Genomic DNA, 19,473 nt, shown 5'->3' on the forward strand with positions numbered 1-19,473 from the left:
TCGTGTCCTCACGGCAGCTGCGCGACGAAGGATACCGAATTCGACACCGCGCCGAACACGCCGCCCTGCATCTTGATCATCTTGATCGCGGCGAGATGGTTGCCGTAATCGGTCGCGCCGCAGCAATCCTCCAGCATGACGCATTCAAAGCCGCGATCATTGGCCTCGCGCATCGTCGTGTGGACGCAGACATCGGTGGTGATGCCGGTCAGCACGATGTTTTCGATGCCGCGCTGGTGCAGGATCAGCTCCAGGTCGGTGGCGCAGAACGAGCCCTTGCCCGGCTTGTCGATGATCGGCTCGCCAGCCGCCGGATAGAGGTCGGGGATGATGTCCCAGCCGGGTTCGCCGCGCACCAGGATGCGCCCGCAAGGCCCGGGGTCGCCGATGCCGGCATTGATGCGGCGCGAGCGCCAGCGCTTGTTGGCCGGCAGGTCGGCGAGATCGGGCCGATGGCCCTCGCGCGTGTGGATGATGGTGTAGCCCTTGGCCCGCATGGCTGCGAGCACCGACTTGATCGGCTCGATCGGCGCCCGCACCAGCGAAAGATCGTAGCCCATATGATCGACATAGCCGCCCGGCCCGCAGAAATCGGTCTGCATGTCGATGATGATCAATGCCGTATTGTCCGGCCGCAGCTCGCCATTATAGGGCCATGGATAGGGGTCGGCATCGATGTAGCGCTGGGTGATCTCGGCTCTGGCGTTCATCGGAAAAAACTCCAGTCATTTGGTGATCGACAACTCGCCCGGCGCGCCGGCAAGCGAGCGGTTCGGCGACGATGTGGCGATCATGATAATGAGCGTGAGGATGTAAGGTGCGGCGTAGAAGAGATAGTAGCCCTGCGTCACCCCGACCGATTGCAACGCCGGGCCCAGCGCGCCGGCGCCGCCGAACAACAGTGCCGCGGCAAAGCAGCCAAGCGGGTTCCAGCGCGCGAAGATGACCAGCGCCACCGCCATCAGCCCCTGCCCCGACGAGATGCGTTCGGTCCAGCTGCCGGGGTAATAAAGCGACAGATAGGCGCCGCCGATGCCGGCGAGCGCACCGCCGACGCCTGTCGCAAGCAGGCGCACGGTGTTCGGATTGAGGCCCATGGCGCGCGCCGCATCGGAGCTGTCGCCGACGACGCGCACGACCAGGCCGGCGCGGGTGTTGCGGAAGGCCCACCACAGGAACAGCGCAAGTGCGGCCCCGATCAGGAACAGCACGTTGACGTTGAGCGCCGCCTGCACCTGCGGGATATCCGACCAGCCACCGAAGGCGAGGGCCGGCAGGTCTGGTGCCGAGGGCTGGATGAATGGCTTGCCGAAGAAGAAGGCGAGACCGGAGCCGAACAGCATCAGCGCGATGCCGATGGCGATGTCGTTCACCCCGCGGAATTTGCAGATCCAGCCATGGAACAGGCCGAAGCAAAGACCGGCACCGGCGGCAGCCAGCAGGCCGAGCCATGGCGAGCCGGTCATCACCGCGACGGCGTAGGCAGTCATCGCACCGAAGACCAGCGTGCCTTCGAGGCCAAGATTGATGCGGCCGGAGCGTTCGGTGATGGCTTCGCCGAGCGAGACGAAGATGAAGGGCGTCGAAACGCGGATGGCGCCGCCGAGAATGGCGAGCGGCACGCCCCACAGGCCGATCTCGGTCGCGTCCATCAGGAGCCTCTCTTCCACAGATCGGGATTGAAGACCTTGAAGCGGCCGTAAAAGGTTTCGCTGAACAGGATGACGACGAAGAGCATGCCTTGCAGCACCAGCACGGTGGCGTCGGGCAGGTCCATGCGGCGCTGGATCAGCCCGCCGGAAGCGCCGATACCGCCGAGCAGGAAAGCGACCGGGATGATGGCGAGCGGATTGTGGCGAGCGAGGAAGGCGACGAGGATGCCGGTATAGCCATAGCCGGCGGCGAGCGAGGCGTTGGCGCTGCCTTGCACGGCGCCGACCTCCAGCATGCCGGCCAGCCCGGCGAAGCCGCCGGCCAGCCCGGTGAAGCCGACGATCAGCGGCCCGACGGCAAGCCCTTGCACCTGAGCTGCCCTGACATTGCCGCCGGCAATGCGGGCGGCAAACCCCCAGCGCGTCTTTTCGATCAACAGCCAGGACAGGAGGCAGGCGAGAATGCCGACGACCAGGCCCCAGTGCACGTCCATGCCTGGAATGTTGCCGATGCGGTAGGCATCCGCCAGCGGCTCGGTCGAGGGTTTGTTGAGCGAAGCCGGATCGCGCAGCGGCCCTTCGACCAGATGGTTCATCAGCGCGATGGCGATATAGGCCATCAGCAGACTGGAGATGGTTTCGTTGACGGCGCGGTAGTGGCGCAGTGCGCCGACGGCACCTATCCAGATGCCGCCGGCGACCGCGCCCGCCACGCCCATCAGCAGGATGACCACAAAAGCCGGCGCGCCATTCGCCGCGACGCCGATGGCGGCGGCGGCAACGCCGCCCAGCACGATCGCGCCTTCGCCGCCAATGACGACGAGGCCGAGCCGGGCCGGCAGCGCCACGCAGAGCGCTGCCAGTAAAAGCGGTGCTGCCCGCGACAGCGAGTTCTGGATCGAGAACCACGAGCCGAAGCCGCCGCGCCACATCGTCTCGTAGAGTTGCACCGGCGATTTGCCGACCAGCGCGATGAACACGCTGAACAGCGCCATGCCGACGATCAGCGCCGCGAGCGGTATGACGAAGGCTTCCGCCCGCCGCGCCGCCCATTCGAGCGCCGCCGGATAATTCCTGGCGCCAAACAGCGCCGGTGCGCTCGCAGTGCTGATCGTGTCTGCCATGGCCCCGTCTCCGATCCGGTTCAGGCGGTCGAGCCGACGACGCCCTCGACCAGGTAGTCCATGCTTTCGAGTTCGAGCGCGGTCTCGGCGAAGGCCTGGCCTTCGGTCGCGACGACGACGCCCTTGTTGCTCTTCAGCGGACCCTTGATGACGGAAAAGCCGCCTTTCATCATTTCGGCCAGCGTGCCGTCGAACTGCTTGCGGGCGGCATCGCCGACGGCCGGGCCGAGCGGGCTCATCTTGACGAAGCCGTCGGCCAGGCCGCCGCGCGTGAAATTGGGCAGCGGCGTGCCGGCCACCAGATCGTCGACGAACATCTTGTAGACCTTGGCCCAGTTCCATTCCGCGCCGGTCAGGTATTTTTCCGGCGCCAGCGGGCTCTGGTTGGCATGATAGCCGCAGACGAAGGCGCCACGCCCGGCCGCCGTCTCGACCACCACCTTGGGGCTATCGACATGGCAGGTGATGACGTCGGCACCCTGGTCGACCAGCGCATTGGTGGCCTCGGCCTCCTTGACCGCCAGCGACCACTCGCCGGTGAAGATCACCTGGCAGGTGATGGTCGGGTCGACCGAGCGCGCGCCGAGCAGGAAGGAATTGATGTTGAGCAACACCTGCGGGATCGGCTTTGCCGCGACGAAGCCGAGCTTCTTGGTTTTGCTGGTGTGACCGGCGACGACGCCATTCAGATACTGGCCCATGCCGATATAGCCGAAATAGGAACCGGCATTCATCGGATGCTTGTCCTTGTTCCACATGCCACCGCAATGGCGGAACTGCACGTCGGGGAATTTCGCGCACATGGCGAGCATGTGCGGATCGAAATAGCCGAACGAGGTCGGGAAGATCAGCGACGCACCGTCGAGATTGATCATCGATTCCATCGTCTTCTGGACGTCGACCGTCTCCGGCACGTTCTCCTCCTCGACGACGGAAATTCCTTCGATCCCCTTCAGCGTGGCGGCGCCTTCGGCATGCGCCTGGTTGTAGCCGTAATCGTCCTTTGGCCCGACGTAGATGAAGCCGACGGTGGCCGTCGCGGCGAAGGCCCTGCTGATCGGAAACGATGCGGACGCAAGGCCGAGCGCCGCTCCGGCGGCGGAGGTCTTGAGCAGGTCGCGGCGGCTAAGCATGAATCTCTCGGACATTGAATGCTCCCTCTGTGGGGCCTTTGGGGCCGGTTAACACCTCAATGAAAGAAGTGTATGCAATCAGCATGCCAGTTTCAGAAATGAGATTTATTCAGCAATATCAATGAGTGTGCCGATGTGGGCTGCACAAAGCCGGAGCAATTGCATACACTTTTTGCCTCCAAAATCGCCAATTTGACATGAAGGCTAAAACATAGGCATACAGAGATGCGGAGGAATCGAAGCCGGTGAGTGGCTTGCGGCTCTAGCGAAAAGACTGGACGGAGGAGACGTGCCGGGAAAGCGCAATTTGATCAGGTCGGGCACGACCGTCGATCAGATGGTGAGGGCGATCAGCGACCGGATCGTCACCGGTTTCCTGCGCCCGGGCGAAAAGCTCGACGAGGCCTCGCTCGCCGCCCGCTTCGACGTCTCACGCACGCCGATCAGGGAAGCGCTCAGCCGGCTCAGCGCCATGGGGCTCGTCGAAAGGCGGCCGAACCGCGGCGCCACCGTCGCCGTGGTGACGCAGGAGCACCTCGCCTCGATGTTCGAAAGCATGGCCGAGCTTGAAGCGATCTGCGCGCGGTTCTCGGCCGAGCGCATGACCGGTGGCGAGCGCCGCACGCTGGAGGCCGAGCACCAGGCCTCGGCGCGCTTCGTGCAGCTCGGTGCCGAAGAAGAGTATGAGCTTTTCAACACCGAATTCCACACCCGGCTCTATCGCGGCGCCCACAGCAAGCACATTTATGAACTGACCGTCATGACCCGCGGCCGCCTGGCGCCGTTCCGGCGCGCGCAATTCATGCTGCCGGGCCGGCTGGCCCAGTCCTGGCAGGAGCATGACGCCATCGTCACCGCAATCATGCGCGGCGACAGTGCGGCGGCCGGAACAGCCGCCAAGGATCATGTCTCGATCGTCAGCGAGGCGAGCGCCGTCTTTGCCATCGGCGATCGCCCCAAAGGCAGGACCGAGCCGTTCCCGACATCGGCTTCCTAACCGTCAATCGACCAGCACGGCGACCACGGCAGCGCAGTCGCCGGCCTTGACCAGCCCCGGAAAATGCCGCGCCGCCAACAGACCGGACATTTTGGCCCGGATCTCCCGCGGAGCGCCGCCGGTGCGGCCTATAGAATGGATACGTGCCAGCACCTGGTTCTCTGCCACCGCCTCGCCGAGATCGATCATCGTTTCGATCATCCCGTCGTCCTCGGCGAACGAAAAGCAATCGCCGGACGGCATGTCGAGCCAGCGGGTCGGCTGCATCTCGACCGCGCCGGCGACAATGCCGGCATGGCGCAGCACATTGAGCACGCCGCGACGCGCGATCCGCACCGTTTCCGCGCGCGAAGTCCCGCCGCCGCCAAGCTCTGTGGTGATGAACAGCTTGCCCATCTCTTCGGCGGCAGTGTCGAACATACCGACCGCGTCGATCTCCAGCATTTTCATCGACCATGGTGCGGAGAAGGCTTCAACCGCGGCGAAACCCTTCGCTTCCAGCACCTTGTCGGGCCGGATGTGGGCGGCGCAGAACGGCACGAAGTCGAGCGTCTTGCCGCCGGAGTGGAAGTCGAGCGCGATGTCTGTACGGGGCAGAAGCTCGCGCTGGAAATAATCGGCGATCTTCTCGGTCACCGTGCCGTCGGGCCGGCCGGGAAAGCTGCGGTTGAGATTGCCCTTGTCGATCGGCGAGGTGCGTGTGCCGGCGCGGAACGCCGGATAGTTCATCGCCGGCACGATGATGATCGTGCCGCTGACTTGCTTCGGGTCGAGCGTACGGGCGAGGTCATAGAGCGCCAGCGGCCCCTCGTACTCGTCGCCATGATTGCCGCCGGTGAGCAATGCGCTCGGCCCCTTGCCGTTGCGGATGACGCAGATCGGGATCATCACCGATCCCCAGGCGGAATCGTCGCGGCTGTAAGGCAGGCGCAGGAAACCGTGCTGCACGCCGTCGCGCTCGAAATCGACGGTCGGCGTGATCGGTGACGGGCGAAGGCTGGACATCGGGCTCAATTCTTCACCACCAGTTTGCGCGGCACATTCGCCAGGCACTCGACGCCCGTCTCGGTGATCAGGATGGATTCGGTGATTTCCAGCCCCATCGTCTCAAGCCACAAGCCGGTCATGAAATGGAAGGTCATACCGGGCTTCAACTCGGTGCGGTCGCCTGGACGCAGGCTCATCGTGCGCTCGCCCCAGTCAGGCGGATAGGAAAGCCCGATCGGGTACCCGGTGCGGTTGTCCTTGACGATGCCGTACCGCTTCAGCACCGCGAAGAAGGCGTTGGCGATGTCCTCGCATGTGTTGCCGGGGTTGGCGGCCGCAAGTCCCGCCTCCATGCCTTCCAGCGTCGCCTTTTCGGCATCGAGGAATTCCTGCGTCGGTTTACCAAGGAACACAGTCCGGGAAAGCGGACAATGGTAGCGGTTGTAGCAGCCGGCAATTTCGAAAAAAGTGCCCTCGCCCGACTTCATCGGCCTGTCGTCCCAGGTCAGATGCGGCGCCGATGCGTCGGCGCCCGACGGCAGCAGCGGCACGATCGCCGGATAGTCGCCGCCAATGCCATCGACGCCGCGCGTGCCGGCATCATAGATCTCGGCGACCAGGTCGCATTTGCGCATGCCGACCTCGATCTTGTCGACAATGCGCTCGTGCATTGCCTCGACGATGCGGGCGGCTTTGCGCATGCAGTCGATTTCGGTCGGGCTCTTCACTGCGCGCTGCCAGTTGACGAGTGCCGTGGCGTCGACGAAGCGGGCATTGGGCAGATGTCTCTGCAGAGACGCGAAGGCTGCGGCGGAGAACCAATAATTGTCCATCTCGACACCGATGCTGAGCTTGCCCCAGCCGCGATCGGCGAGCACCTGCGAGAGAAAATCCATCGGATGGCGCTCGGTCGACTGCACATAGTGGTCGGCATAGCCGATGATGTTGTCGTGCGCGAGATAGGCGGTGCGCTTGGCGCCGTTGGCGTCCTGGCCGCGCCCGTACCACACCGGCTCGCCCGACGGCGGCACGATGACAGCCTGGTGCACGTAGAACGACCAGCCGTCATAGCCGGTCAGCCAGGCCATGTTGGACGGGTCGCTGACGATCAATAGATCGACGCCCTTGACCTGCATGGCCTTCCGCGTCTTGGCGAGGCGCTCCGCATATTCGCCGCGCGAGAATTTCAAATTGGGCTGCATTGTTCTTGGTCCTCGTTTGTTGGGCCTTGCGGCCAGCATCAGCTTTCGAAAATCGTACCGGTCTTGGCCGCACGCGCACGGTCGCGGGCGAGCGTGGCGATTGCCGTGTCCTGCACGCCGGTGCCGGTCAGGTCGGCAATGGTGATGTCGCTGTCCGAGCGCCGGCCATGCCTTTCGCCGGCGATGATGTGGCCAAGCTCGGTGATTTCGGCATCGGACGCCATCACGCCCGCCGCGATAGCATGGTGCAGTTCGCCCAGCCGGCGCGTCTGTTTGGCGCTGTCGGCGACGTAGAGATCGGCCATGCGCAGGATCGCCGGCGCGATCTCGTTCTTGTGCTCGGCATCCGAGCCCATGGCAGTGATATGCTGGCCGGCGGAGACGAAGCCGGCCTTGATCAGCGGCTCGGTCGACGGCGTCGTGGTGACGATGATGTCGGCATCGGCCGCAGCCTTTGCCGCGTCGGGCTCGGCGTGAACGGCGATGCCCAGTCTTTCGGACAATGCGTCGGCCGCGGCTTCGGCCTTGCCGGCATCCCTTGCCCAGATGCGGGCTTTGGTGATCGGCCGCACCAGCATCAGCGCCTCGAGCTGCAGTCCGGCCTGAACACCGGCGCCGAAGATCGCGGCAACGGAGGAACCCGGCCGCGACAGATGCTTGGCGGCAACCGCGCCGGCCGCCGCCGTGCGGATGTCGGTGAGATAGCCATTGTCGAGCAGCAGCGCCTCGACCAGACCGGTTTTCGCCGACAGCAGCACCATCATGCCGTTGACGCTGGGCAGGCCGAGCTTCGGATTGTCGAAGAAGCCGGGGCTGATCTTGATGGCAAAACCGTCGATGCCCGGCACATAGGCGGTCTTGACGTCGACCTCGCCGCGATGCTCGGGAATGTCGAGCCTGAGGATTGGCGGCATCGCCACCGGCAAGGTGGCGAGCGCGCGAAACGCGCTCTCGACGCAGGCAACGGCATCGAGATCAAGCTTCACGATCTTGCGCAATTCAGCTTCGGTGAGGATCGTCATCCGGCTCATGCTGCGCTCTCCGCAATTGCTTCGCCGCAGATGATCTTGCGGTGCAGTGTCATATCGATGTTGCGGCCGGACAGCACGAGCACCGTCGGGCCATTCGCTTTGACCTTGCCGGCAAGCACGGCCGCGATGCCGACCGCGCCGGCGCCTTCGACGATCTCGCGCTCCTGCTCATAGGCATGGCGGATGCCGGCGGCGATCTCGTCCTCGCTGAGCAGGATCACATCGTCGAGCAGGTCGCGGCACATCGAGAAGGTCAGCCGGTTGTCGAGGCCGATGCCGCCGCCGAGTGAATCCGCCAGCGTCGGCAGTTCTTCGACCAAAACCGGATGTCCGGCGTCGAGGCTCGCCTTCATCGCCGCACCGCGCGCCATTGAAACGCCCACCACCTTCGTCGCCGGGCTGACGCCCTTGACGGCAGCGGCAACGCCAGCCGCCAGCCCACCGCCAGAAAGCGGCACCAGCACAAGGGCGGCATCAGGAACCTGTTCGATGATCTCCAGCCCGAGCGTGCCTTGCCCGGCGACAATGGCGGGATGGTCGAAAGGCGGCAGCATGACCAGCCCCTCTTCCGCGACCAGCCGTTCGACCTCCCGCTGCGCATCGTCCTGGCTGTTGCCGACGATGCGGATCCCGGCGCCGAGCCGGCGGATCTCGTCGAGCTTGTTCTGCGGCACCAGCCGCGACATGCAGATCGTCGCGTGGATGCCTTGCGATTGAGCAGCATAGGCAAGTGCCCGGCCGTGGTTGCCGGTCGAGGCAGCGACGACGCCGCGCGCCTTCTCCTCTGCTGTCAGCGAAGCGATAGCGTTCGAGGCACCACGCAGCTTGAAGGCGCCGGTGGTCTGCCGGTGTTCGAGCTTGAGATAAACAGGAGCGTCCAAGTGCTGGGAAAGACTCCGGGAAGGAACGGTCGGCGTACGCTCGACCTTGCCTGCGATGCGCTCGCGCGCGGCGTGGATTTCGGACAGGCTTATCCTGGACGTGGTCATGGCTCTGCAATCAGTTCAGCGGCAGCGTCATCAGACGGCCGAATTCAGGGCGCGGCTCGTCGTCGTCGCAAAGCCGCAGGCAATTCCAGGCCGTCGCCTGGTTGCTGGTGACGACAGGACGGCCGATGGCTTCTTCCATACCGACAACTGCCGCCGCGGACCGCAGTGCCGTGCAGGAGACAAACAGCGCGTCCGAGTGTTCGGCCGTCGCCTCGCGAGCCAGATCGACCAAGGATTTCGGCGCAATCCGCGCCATCTCGCGATCATCCTCGAAGCCGAGGCAAGTGAAGCTGACGATTTCGAAACCATGCTCGGTGAAATAGGTCGCCATCGGCCGGCTGGTCTCGACCGTATAAGGGGTAAGAATGCTGATCGTCCTGGCGCCCAGCGCCTTCAGGCCGCGCACCCCGGCCATCGGCGGCGTGACCACCGGCACGCCGGGCTTGGCGGCCTGCACCGCCGCCTCGATTTGGGCATCGCGGATCACGACGGAAGCTGAGGTGCAGGAATAGCAGATCGCATCGAGCGGCTCGTCGGGCAGGATCAGGGCCGCGGCCGCCGTCAGTGACGGCTGCATCTTGCGCAAATTGTCCGGCGTCGTCGGGTTGGCGTAGGGGATGCGTGCGACATAGACCCCGATGCGGTCGCTTGCCACCATGCGGTGAAAATCCGGTTCGCTCGTATGGTCGGTGGCAAGGATGATCAGGCCGACCCGCTTTTCCAGCGGACGCGCGTCGAGCGGCGGCCGGGCCGAATGCAGGCGGATTTCGGGTGCAGCGCTCATCTTTCGATCCGCCCATAACGGTGTTCCAGCCAGCGCAGCAGCACCACCGAGAACAGGCTGATGGCGAGGAAGAAGGCGCCGACCAACGTGATCGGTTCGATATACCGATAATAGGTATTGGCGACGCTCTTGGCCTGGTTCATCAGTTCCAGCACGGTGATCGCCGACAGCAGCGGCGTCTCTTTGAACATGGCGATGAAATAATTGGCAAGCGCCGGGATCATCGGCGGGATCGCCTGCGGAATGATGATGTGCGTCCAGGTCTGGGTGGCGTTCAGATTGCAGGCCTTGGCCGCTTCCCACTGGCCGCGCGGAACATTATCGATGCCGGCGCGGTAGACCTCGGCCGTGTAAGTGCCGTAATGCAGCCCGAGACCGATGACGCCCGCGACCAGCGGCGGCAACAGGACGCCAAAATCCGGCAGCACGTAGAAGATGAAATAGAGCTGCACCAACAGCGGTGTGCCACGGATGAACTCGGCAAGGAAACCGACGGTGCGCGACAGAGCCCTGTTCGGCGACCGGCGCGCCAACGCGATGCCCAGCCCGACGATCGCCGCCAGTACCGAGCCGAGCAGCGTCGCCAGGATGGTGATCTTCACCCCCTCGATCAGCGTCGGCAGGATCTGCCGGACAAAATCCCAATCCCATTCCATTATCAGGTCCGATCCATCATACGCGCACCCCGTCGAGGCCACGCGCCATGCGGCGTTCCAGCGACCGCACGCCCCAGGAGATGAGCAGCGCCAGGACGAAATAGATGACGAGGATGGTGCTGAACGGCACCAGAGTATTGCCGGTCTGCGAGCGCACCACCTGCGCCTGGAAGGTCAGGTCGGCGAGCGAGATTAGCGAAACGACGGCGGTGGCCTTGAGCAATTCAATGGCGTTGTTGCCGAAGGTTGGCAGCATCACCAGAAGCGCCTGCGGCAGGATGACATGGCGCATGGCTTGCCAGCGGCCGAGATTGAGCGCGGTGCACGCCTCATATTGTTCGCGGCCGATCGACTTGATGGCGCCGCGCACCACTTCCGCTGCATAGGCGCCGACATTGAGGCCCAGCGCCAGCACGCCGGCCTGCAGCGGCGTCAGCGAAATGCCGGCAAAGGGCAGCACGAAATAGGCCCAGAACAGCTGCACGAAAATCGAGGTGCCGCGGAAGAACTCGATATAGGCGGTGGCCAGCGCCCGCAGCACGAAAAACCGCGACAGCCGCCCCAGCCCGGCAAGAAAAGCCATGATCAAGGCCAGCACCGACCCCATCAGCGTCAGCTCGATGGTGACAAGCGCTCCTTGCAATATCAGGCCGAAATAGCCGGACCATTGGGTCATTGGGTCGAAAGTTTCCGCGTTGAATGTCTAGCGACACGTTGCTTCCAGCGTCCTTCTCCCGGTTCACGGGGAGAAGATACCGGCAGGCAGATGGGGGGCAGCGCGAACCAACCGGAGTATGGCGCCGCCCCTCATCCGGCCCTTCGGGCCACCTTCTCCCCGTGAAAGGGGAGAAGGAAGAACGCACCTACTTCGCCGAGCAGAGCTTGTCGCGGCTCGTCGACATTGCCGCCGCCGCCGAGAAGCCGTAAGGCTCGATGATCTTGGCGAACTCGCCGGACTTCTTCAGTTTCGCCAGCTCGACATCATAGGCGTCGCGCAGCGCTTCGTCGCCCTTCTTGAAGGCCGCGCCGTCGCAATAGACCGGCGCACCGACCACCGGCGCGATGACTTCGAGGTTCGGATCATTGGCTTTCTTGACCAGGTCGTTGATCGACAGCACGGGCAGCGAATAAGCATCGATGCGGCCGTCCTGCAGCATTTTCAGGCCGCTCTGGCCGTCCGGCACGACGATGACGCGCTCGCGCGGCACACCTGCGGTGAGCGCCAGCTTCTCTTCAGTGCCGCCACCCGGCGCGCCGATCGTGGCGCTCGCGTCCTTCGCGACGTCCTCGTAGCTCTTGAAGCCCTTCGGGTTGCCCTTCTTCACCAGCATCGCCTCGGCGTCGCACAGCACCGGTTCCGAATAGGCGACCGCAGCACAACGTTCCGGCTTCATGAACAGGCCGGCGGTGACGACGTCGAAACGGCCGGCCTGCAGGCCGGGAATCATCGCGCCATATTCCGAGATCGAGGCGACGATATCGTTGACGCCAAGGCGCTTGAAGATTTCACGGGCAACGTCAGGCGCCGCACCCGAAACCTTGCCGTCGGCAGCGACCGCCGTATAGGGCGGCTCGTTGGCGATGGCGACGCGGGCAAAGCCTTGCGCCTTGAGCTCTTCGAGCTTGCTGTCATCGGCCGAGCCGGCCGTCGAGGCGGCCAGCACCGCCGTCAGCGCGATACCGGCGACGCCGGCCAAAATGGCAAATTTCTTCATTGTTCCCAACTCCTTGTTTGTCTGTCTTCTTGGCTTGCTTGAGGCGTCGCCGCCTCGCATGGCAGTCAGACCCGATGTCCGGCCGCAATGATCTTCTTCAGGAAACCTTGCGTGCGCTCCTGTTTGGGATGGCGGAAAATCTCGTCGGGCTTGCCCTCCTCGACTATTCTGCCGCGATCGAAGAACAGCACCCGGTCGGCGAAGTCATGGGCGAAACCCATCTCGTGGGTGACCAGCAGCATGGTCATGTCGGTCTCGGCGGCGAGCTTGCGCATGACGTTGAGCACCTCGTCGACGAGCTCAGGGTCGAGCGCCGAGGTGACCTCGTCGAACAGCATGATTTTCGGCGACAGCGCCAGCGCCCGCGCAATCGCGACGCGCTGCTTCTGGCCGCCTGAAAGCTGCGCCGGCATCGCTTTGGCCTTGTCGACCATGCCGACCATGTCGAGCAGTTCCATCGCCCGTTTTTCTGCGGCGGCCCGCGGCACGCCTTTGGTCAGCATCGGTGCCAGCGTCACATTGTCGATGACGCATTTGTGCGGAAATAGATTGAATAGTTGGAAGACCATGCCGATCTTCTGGCGCATCTTTGCCAAATGCCGTTCATCGGCCGTCAGCAGCCGGCCGTTGCGCTCCATGTGGTACAGCTGTTCGCCGTCGACTTGGATGTGGCCGCTGTCGATACGCTCTAGCGTCATCAGGATGCGCAGGATCGTCGTCTTGCCCGAACCCGATGGGCCGATCAGTGCCAGCTTCTCGCCGGGCATGACTTGCATCGAGAGGCCGTCCAGCACCTTGAAGGTGCCGAAGCTTTTCGAAATGCCGTCGATGTTGATGATGGGCGCCGACAATGAATTTCCCGTGCTAGAGAAGCTATGCCTTTAACGATGCGGATCGCGGCAAATCATGTCAATCAAGAAAATAATATCATGACAATATTTCGGATTCCGCACAATTTCGCGCCGTTCGCCGTCTAGATCACAAGCAGGAGATGCTCGGGATCGCCGAGCAGAAGCTTGGTGACAACGCCGAGACCGGCACGCAGTTCCCCCTCCGTGGTCGAGCCCAGCGAAATCCGTACGGCTGGATGCCAAGGCATCTGCGAAATGCGAAACGACGTACCGGGCGCAATCGCCACGCCCTGCAGGCGCGCCTGGGACACAAAGCTTTCCTCGCCGCGATCCTCGGGCAGCCGCAGCCAGACATGCAGCCCGTCGCGATGAGCCCGATAGTCCACTCCGGCAAGCACCTCGGCGGCGATGTCCAGACGCCGCCGCAAAGCCAGGCGCTGCCATCGAACGAGTTCCATCGCGGTGCCGTCGGTCACCCATTTGGTGGCGATCTCGGCCACCAGCGGCGTCGCCATCCAGTTCGAGACGAGGTGGCGGTTGGCAACTGCGGCGACATAACGATCGGGCGCGGCGAGATAGCCGATGCGCAGGCCGGGCACCACGATCTTGGTGAAGGAGGTGACATAGAGCGTGCGCTCGGGGGCAAACGCCGCGACCGGCGGCGGACGGTCCTCGACCAGCGGGCCGAGCACGTCGTTTTCGATAATGGCGATGTCGTGCCTGCGCGCCACCGCAGCGATCTGCTCGCGCCGGGCGGCATCCATCAGCGTTGCCGTCGGGTTGATCACCGAGGGCTGCACGAACACGGCGCGGATGTCGGACAGCCGACAGGCCTCGTCCAGCGCTTCCGGGATCAGCCCATTGTCGTCGATCGGCAAACCCTCGAGGTTGAAGCCGAGATAACGCGCCAGCGGGATCAGCGTGTGGTGACCGATCGCCTCGGTGGCGACGGTCGAACCGGGCGGCGCTACGCTCATCAGCGCTACCGTCATACCGGCGGTGGCGCCGTTGGTCAGGCTGATGTTCTGCGGCGACGCGTCGAGGCCGCAGAGCCGCAGCCACTCGACACCCACCGCACGGTGGCGTGGGAACACCATGTTCGGCCTGAACGACAGCGCCGAGCTCGACGGCAGGTTTTCGGCGAGCCAGCCCAGTGCCTGCCTCAGCCGCTCCAGATGCATCGGTTCGCAGACCGGCTTCAGGATGGAGAGGTCGATGAGCTCGCCCAGCCGCTCCGGCAGATAGGGGGGCTCCGGCTCGCGGCGCTGTGTCTGCACGAAGCTGCCGCGGCCGACCTCGCCGGACACCAGCCCGCGGCGGATCAGCTCCTCATAGGCGCGGCTGACCGTCTGCACGGAAAGTTGCAGATCGTCAGCCAACTGCCGGTGCGTCGGCAACCGAGCGCCATTGGCCAGGCGCCCGTCATGGATGGCGCGCGCGAACTGGTCGGCGAGCGATTGATAGGCCGGCCGCCGGATAAGTGCGGGATCTGGTCGCCAAAATGTCATGACTTATTAGAGATCGAAATCAGTGCAATTGACAATCGAAATAATGCGCCGTCATGGTGTCCGGCACTGGAAGTGGGCGATCATGGCTGCAGCGAAACTCGATCCGATCGATCTGAAAATCCTCGACGCCATCCAGCGCGACGGGCGCATCACCAAGCTGGCGCTGGCCGAGAAAGTCGGCCTGTCGCCGACGCCGTGCTGGATGCGGCTGCGCAAGCTGGAAAAGGCCGGCATCGTCTCGGGCTACCATGCCAGGATCGCCATGCGCGCCATCGCGCCGGTCGCTACCGTGCTGATGGAGGTGACGCTGGCTAGCCACCGCCAGGCCGATTTCGACCGTTTCGAGCGCGTCATCCGCGACATCCCCGAGATCGTCGCCTGCTGGTCTGTCGGCGGCGGCGTCGATTACCTGCTGAAGGTGATGGCGCGCGACATCGACGCCTATCAGCGGCTGGTCGACACTCTGCTCGAACGCGAGATCGGCATCGACCGCTACTTCACCTACATCGTGACCAAGACGGTGAAGGAGGAGAGTGTGCTGCCAGTGGCGGATCTGTTGCCGGCATCTTCCTGATACCGGAGAGATCGTCTGGCTGGGCAGGGCAATAGAGACAATCTCTCTACGTGCGGGCACGCAAATAGCCTCTCTGTTTGCGCGGCAGAGATAGTCTTGCGGCATCACCCGAACCGGGAGCCCGATGATGTCCGCACATTTTGCCCGCTCGCACCGCCATGAAGCACTTGATCGCCTTGCCGACCGGCGGCTGCTGCGCGAACTCGCCTATGTCGCTGGCCACTGGACGGCGAGCGAGACCGCGGAGAGTTTCGAGGTGACCGATCCGGCCACCGGATCCACCGTCGCTTTCGTTGCCGCGCTCGATGCCCGGCAGACCACATTGGCGATCGATGCGGCATCGCGCGCCTTTCCTGCCTGGCGCGCATTGCTGCCGCAGGAACGGTCGAAAATCTTGCGAAAATGGTTCGATCTGATCGTCGCCGCCAAAAATGACCTGGCCATGCTGATGACGCTAGAACAAGGCAAGCCGCTGAAGGAATCGCGCGGCGAGATCGACTACGCAGCCTCTTTTGTCGAGTGGTATGCCGAGGAGGCCAAACGTCTCAACGCCGAAAGCGTCACCAGCCATTTGCCAAATGCCGAGATGGTGGTGCGACGCGAACCGCTCGGTGTCGTCGGCGTCGTCACGCCGTGGAATTTTCCAGCGGCCATGCTGACCCGCAAGGCGGCTGCCGCCCTTGCCGCCGGCTGCACCATCGTCGCGCATCCTTCCTCGGAAACGCCGCTGTCGGCACTGGCGCTGGCCGAGCTTGGCGAACGTGCCGGCCTGCCGGCTGGCGTGTTCAACGTCCTCACCGGCAGGGCTTCGACCATCGTCGGGCGGATGTGCGAAGACCCGCGCGTTCGCGCCATGAGCTTCACCGGCTCGACCGAGGTCGGCAGGTTGATCGCCGCGCAGAGTGCGCCGACGATGAAGCGTCTGGTGATGGAACTTGGCGGGCATGCGCCGCTGATCGTCTTTGCCGACGCCGATCTCGACAAGGCGGTGACCATAGCCGTCGATGCCAAATTCGCCACCTCCGGCCAGGACTGCCTCGCCGCCAACCGCATCTATGTCCAGCGCCCGATCTACGACCGTTTTTGCGCCGCCTTCACCAAGCGCATCGAGACGTTGCGGACCGGCAATGGCCTGGCTGACGACACCGACATCGGGCCGTTGATGCACGAGCGCGGCGTCAAGAAGATCGAAGAGCAGGTCGCCGATGCGCTGGCTGGTGGCGCGCGCTGCCTCACCGGCGGTGGCCGCCATGTGGCTGGGCCGCTGTTCTACCAGCCGACCCTGCTCGCCGACGTTGGAGACGACGCGCTGATCATGCGCGAGGAGACCTTCGGTCCGGTTGTGGCCGTGACGCCTTTCGACAGCGAAGACGAAGTCGTCGCCCGCGCCAATGCGACAGAATACGGGCTCGTCGCCTATGTCGTCACTGAAAACGGCGGCCGGCAATTGCGCATGGGCCGCGCGCTCGACTATGGCATGGTCGCCATCAACCGCGTGAAGATCACCGGCGCGCCGATCCCCTTCGGCGGCGTCAAACAGTCCGGCATGGGCCGCGAGGGCTCGCGTCACGGGCTCGAAGCCTTTACCGATCTCAAATATCTCTGCCTCGACGTAGCGTAAGCCGCGCCCGACACTTTCCCTTAGGAGTTAAAAAAATGCTCGACCAGTCAAACGAACTCGCCGCCTGGGATCGCGATCATTTCTTCCATCCCTCGACCCATATGGGAACGCATGCGCGGGGTGAATCACCGACCCGCGTGATCGCCGGCGGCGAAGGCGTCACCATCTGGGACAATAATGGGCGCAAGAGCATCGATGCCTTCGCCGGGCTCTACTGCGTCAATGTCGGCTATGGCCGCCAGAAGATAGCCGACGCCATCGCCGCGCAGGCCAAGAACCTCGCCTATTACCACGCCTATGTCGGGCACGGCACCGAGGCATCGATCACGCTTTCCAAGATGATCATCGACCGCGCGCCCGAGGGCATGTCGAGGGTCTATTTCGGCCTCTCCGGTTCCGATGCCAACGAAACCAACATCAAGCTGATCTGGTACTACAACAATGTGCTCGGCCGGCCCGAGAAGAAGAAGATCATCTCGCGCTGGCGCGGTTATCACGGCTCCGGGATCATGACCGGATCGCTGACCGGCCTCGACCTGTTCCACAACGCCTTCGATCTGCCGCGTGCGCCGGTCCTGCACACCGAGGCGCCCTACTATTTCCGCCGCGCCGACCGCTCGCTGAGCGAGGAGCAGTTTTCGCAACACTGTGCCGACAAGCTCGAGGAGATGATTCTCGCCGAAGGGCCGGAGACGGTCGCCGCGTTCATCGGTGAGCCTATCCTCGGCACCGGCGGCATCGTGCCGCCCCCGGCCGGCTACTGGGAGAATATCCAGGCGGTGCTGAAGAAGTACGACGTGCTTCTGGTTGCCGACGAGGTCGTCACCGGCTTCGGCCGGCTGGGCACCATGTTCGGCTCCGACCACTACGGCATCAAGCCCGACCTGATCACGATCGCCAAGGGCCTGACCTCGGCCTATGCGCCGCTGTCGGGCGTCATCGTGTCAGACAAGGTCTGGCAGGTGCTGGTGCAGGGTTCAGACAAGCTCGGCTCGCTCGGTCATGGCTGGACCTATTCGGCGCATCCGATCTGCGTCGCCGCCGGCGTCGCCAACCTGGAACTGATCGACGAGATGGACCTGGTGCGGAACGCCGGCGAGACCGGCGCCTATTTCCGCGCCGAGCTGACGAAAGCCGTCGGCGGCCACAAAAACGTCGGCGAGGTGCGCGGCGACGGCATGCTGGCGGCGATCGAGTTCGTCGCCGACAAGAACGATCGCGTATTCTTCGACGCCTCGCATAAAATCGGGCCGCAGGTCGCGACCACCCTTGCGGCAAGCGGCGTCATCGGCCGGGCCATGCCGCAGGGCGACATTCTCGGTTTCGCGCCGCCGCTCTGCCTGACGCGGCAAGAGGCCGATATCGTCGTGTCGAGGACGGCCGACGCGGTGAAGAGCGTGTTTGCAAACATCTGAAGAGCCGACATGAATGCCATGACCAAAACCCTCCCCGCCACCATGGCCGCCGTGCAGCTGATCGGGCACGGCGGGCCGGAAAAGCTCGTCTACCGCACCGACGTGAAAGTGCCCTCGCCCGCCCGGGGCGAGGTGCTGGTCAAGGTCACCGCTTGCGGCATGAACAACACCGACGTCTGGGTGCGCCAGGGCGCCTATGGAACGGAGGAGGATGCCGCCGCTGTGTCGACCTGGCGTCGTCGGGGCAATACGCTGAGCTTCCCGCGCATCCAGGGCACCGACACGGTCGGCAACATCATTGCCGTCGGCGACGGCGTCTCGCCGACCCGTATCGGCGAGCGGGTGATGGTCGACTTCTCCATCTACAATCGCGATGACGATTCACTCGCCGACATCGACTATATGGGCCATGGCCGCGACGGCGGCTATGCCGAATACCAGGCGGTGCCGGCAGAGAATGCCCATGTCGTCGATACCGATCTGAGCGACGTCGAGCTTGCCACTTTCTGCTGCGCCTATCTCACCGGCGAGCAGATGCTGGAACGCGCCGCATTGAAAGCCGGCGAGCGTGTGCTGGTCACCGGCGCCTCGGGCGGCGTCGGCTCCGGCATCGTGCAGTTGGCGCGGGCACGCGGCGCCATTCCCTATGCGGTTGCCGGCAAGGGCAAGGAACAGGCCGTGCGTGACGTCGGCGCCGAGGCGGTGATCACCCGTGGCGTGGCCGACCTGCCGGCAGCCGTGAACGAGGCGACCGGCGGGCGGCCAATCGATGTGGTCGCCGACCTGGTCGGCGGCGCGATCTTCAACGACCTCCTGCGCATCTTGAGGCCGGAAGGCCGCTATACCACGGCCGGCGCGATTGCCGGCCCGGTCGTGCAGCTCGATCTGCGCACCATGTACCTGAAACAGCTGCAACTGCATGGCTCAAGCCAGGGCACACGCGCGGATTTCCGCCGCATAGTGCGCTACATCGAGGACAAGAAAATCCGGCCGCTGGTCGGCGGCGTCTACAAGCTGTCCGATTTCCATCGCGCCCAGGCCGATTTCATCGCCAAGGATTTCGTTGGCAAGCTGGTCGTCGTGCCGGATGCGGTCGCCAAAATAGCGCGTCGACCAAAAACGCCTATGACAGGCTCGGGCCGTTCGCGGACGCGGTGAGGTCGAGCGCCACATCCAAGCAGCGTTTTCGTGATGGCTTTGTTTATCTGAATGAGCAAAACCCATTCTGATTTGG

The 19,473-nt window shown here is 64.2% G+C and carries 19 protein-coding genes; 5 read left to right on the forward strand and 14 right to left on the reverse strand.

Annotated features, from left to right (window positions below; translation table 11 throughout):
• Positions 1 to 8 precede the first annotated feature (8 nt).
• Genes biuH through NKH30_RS09010 form a run of 4 tightly spaced genes read right to left on the reverse strand, consistent with a single transcriptional unit; the run spans position 9 to position 3,924 of the window.
• A complete protein-coding gene (gene biuH / locus NKH30_RS08995) occupies positions 9 to 710 on the reverse strand; it encodes a biuret amidohydrolase (protein ID WP_352452343.1) in 702 nt (233 codons plus the stop codon).
• Positions 711 to 725: 15 nt separating this feature from the next.
• Positions 726 to 1,652: an ABC transporter permease gene (locus tag NKH30_RS09000; RefSeq protein ID WP_352452344.1), complete on the reverse strand. Its 927-nt coding sequence runs from the start codon at positions 1,650 to 1,652 to the stop codon at positions 726 to 728.
• The gene (locus tag NKH30_RS09005) at positions 1,652 to 2,776 is read right to left on the reverse strand and encodes an ABC transporter permease (protein WP_352541670.1); all 1,125 of its coding nucleotides are present in this window, start codon (positions 2,774 to 2,776) and stop codon (positions 1,652 to 1,654) included. Before NKH30_RS09005 ends, NKH30_RS09000 begins: the two co-directional genes overlap by 1 nt.
• 20 nt (positions 2,777 to 2,796) lie before the next feature.
• Positions 2,797 to 3,924 (reverse strand): BMP family ABC transporter substrate-binding protein, encoded by a 1,128-nt coding sequence (locus NKH30_RS09010; RefSeq protein ID WP_352467659.1) that lies wholly within the window; start codon positions 3,922 to 3,924, stop codon positions 2,797 to 2,799.
• Positions 3,925 to 4,246: 322 nt separating this feature from the next.
• Between NKH30_RS09010 and NKH30_RS09015 the strand changes: the two genes are divergently transcribed.
• On the forward strand, positions 4,247 to 4,906 hold the full coding sequence (locus tag NKH30_RS09015) for a GntR family transcriptional regulator (protein ID WP_352541730.1): 660 nt from the start codon (positions 4,247 to 4,249) through the stop codon (positions 4,904 to 4,906).
• 3 nt (positions 4,907 to 4,909) lie between these two features.
• Here the strand turns inward: NKH30_RS09015 and doeB are convergent, their stop codons facing one another.
• The 10 genes from doeB to ehuR all read right to left on the reverse strand — a co-directional run bounded on the left by doeB (position 4,910) and on the right by ehuR (position 14,629).
• On the reverse strand, positions 4,910 to 5,911 hold the full coding sequence (gene doeB, locus NKH30_RS09020; RefSeq protein WP_352501331.1) for a N(2)-acetyl-L-2,4-diaminobutanoate deacetylase DoeB: 1,002 nt from the start codon (positions 5,909 to 5,911) through the stop codon (positions 4,910 to 4,912).
• 5 nt (positions 5,912 to 5,916) lie between these two features.
• Complete coding sequence (gene doeA / locus NKH30_RS09025; RefSeq protein WP_352541671.1) at positions 5,917 to 7,095, reverse strand: ectoine hydrolase DoeA; 1,179 nt, start codon at positions 7,093 to 7,095, stop codon at positions 5,917 to 5,919.
• A gap of 38 nt (positions 7,096 to 7,133) precedes the next feature.
• Positions 7,134 to 8,126: a cyclodeaminase gene (locus NKH30_RS09030; protein WP_352541672.1), complete on the reverse strand. Its 993-nt coding sequence runs from the start codon at positions 8,124 to 8,126 to the stop codon at positions 7,134 to 7,136.
• Positions 8,123 to 9,115, reverse strand: a complete 993-nt coding sequence (eutB, locus tag NKH30_RS09035) for a hydroxyectoine utilization dehydratase EutB (protein WP_352541673.1) — start codon at positions 9,113 to 9,115, stop codon at positions 8,123 to 8,125. Before eutB ends, NKH30_RS09030 begins: the two co-directional genes overlap by 4 nt.
• Before the next feature lie 10 nt (positions 9,116 to 9,125).
• On the reverse strand, positions 9,126 to 9,899 hold the full coding sequence (eutA, locus tag NKH30_RS09040) for an ectoine utilization protein EutA (protein ID WP_352541674.1): 774 nt from the start codon (positions 9,897 to 9,899) through the stop codon (positions 9,126 to 9,128).
• The gene (ehuD, locus tag NKH30_RS09045; RefSeq protein WP_352467665.1) at positions 9,896 to 10,555 is read right to left on the reverse strand and encodes an ectoine/hydroxyectoine ABC transporter permease subunit EhuD; all 660 of its coding nucleotides are present in this window, start codon (positions 10,553 to 10,555) and stop codon (positions 9,896 to 9,898) included. Before ehuD ends, eutA begins: the two co-directional genes overlap by 4 nt.
• 16 nt (positions 10,556 to 10,571) lie before the next feature.
• Entirely contained in the window at positions 10,572 to 11,231 is a 660-nt protein-coding gene (gene ehuC, locus NKH30_RS09050) for an ectoine/hydroxyectoine ABC transporter permease subunit EhuC (RefSeq protein ID WP_352541675.1), read from the reverse strand.
• 187 nt (positions 11,232 to 11,418) lie between these two features.
• On the reverse strand, positions 11,419 to 12,270 hold the full coding sequence (gene ehuB / locus NKH30_RS09055) for an ectoine/hydroxyectoine ABC transporter substrate-binding protein EhuB (protein ID WP_023677200.1): 852 nt from the start codon (positions 12,268 to 12,270) through the stop codon (positions 11,419 to 11,421).
• A gap of 65 nt (positions 12,271 to 12,335) precedes the next feature.
• Entirely contained in the window at positions 12,336 to 13,121 is a 786-nt protein-coding gene (ehuA, locus tag NKH30_RS09060; RefSeq protein ID WP_352501337.1) for an ectoine/hydroxyectoine ABC transporter ATP-binding protein EhuA, read from the reverse strand.
• 122 nt (positions 13,122 to 13,243) lie between these two features.
• On the reverse strand, positions 13,244 to 14,629 hold the full coding sequence (gene ehuR, locus NKH30_RS09065) for a MocR-like ectoine utilization transcription factor EhuR (RefSeq protein WP_352541676.1): 1,386 nt from the start codon (positions 14,627 to 14,629) through the stop codon (positions 13,244 to 13,246).
• A gap of 82 nt (positions 14,630 to 14,711) precedes the next feature.
• On the opposite strand from ehuR, the gene NKH30_RS09070 reads away from it, so the two are divergent.
• From NKH30_RS09070 to NKH30_RS09085, 4 genes are all read left to right on the forward strand, one after another.
• Positions 14,712 to 15,203, forward strand: a complete 492-nt coding sequence (locus NKH30_RS09070) for an Lrp/AsnC family transcriptional regulator (RefSeq protein ID WP_352484028.1) — start codon at positions 14,712 to 14,714, stop codon at positions 15,201 to 15,203.
• A 127-nt stretch (positions 15,204 to 15,330) separates the two neighbouring features.
• Positions 15,331 to 16,824: an NAD-dependent succinate-semialdehyde dehydrogenase gene (locus tag NKH30_RS09075; RefSeq protein WP_352541677.1), complete on the forward strand. Its 1,494-nt coding sequence runs from the start codon at positions 15,331 to 15,333 to the stop codon at positions 16,822 to 16,824.
• Positions 16,825 to 16,859: 35 nt separating this feature from the next.
• Positions 16,860 to 18,239, forward strand: a complete 1,380-nt coding sequence (locus NKH30_RS09080) for an aspartate aminotransferase family protein (protein WP_352994941.1) — start codon at positions 16,860 to 16,862, stop codon at positions 18,237 to 18,239.
• 9 nt (positions 18,240 to 18,248) lie between these two features.
• Positions 18,249 to 19,397, forward strand: coding sequence for an alcohol dehydrogenase family protein (locus NKH30_RS09085; protein ID WP_352994944.1), 1,149 nt, complete (start codon positions 18,249 to 18,251; stop codon positions 19,395 to 19,397).
• Positions 19,398 to 19,473: the final 76 nt, after the last annotated feature.

The organism is Mesorhizobium sp. M1273 (assembly GCF_040318195.1).
Classification (GTDB): domain Bacteria; phylum Pseudomonadota; class Alphaproteobacteria; order Rhizobiales; family Rhizobiaceae; genus Mesorhizobium.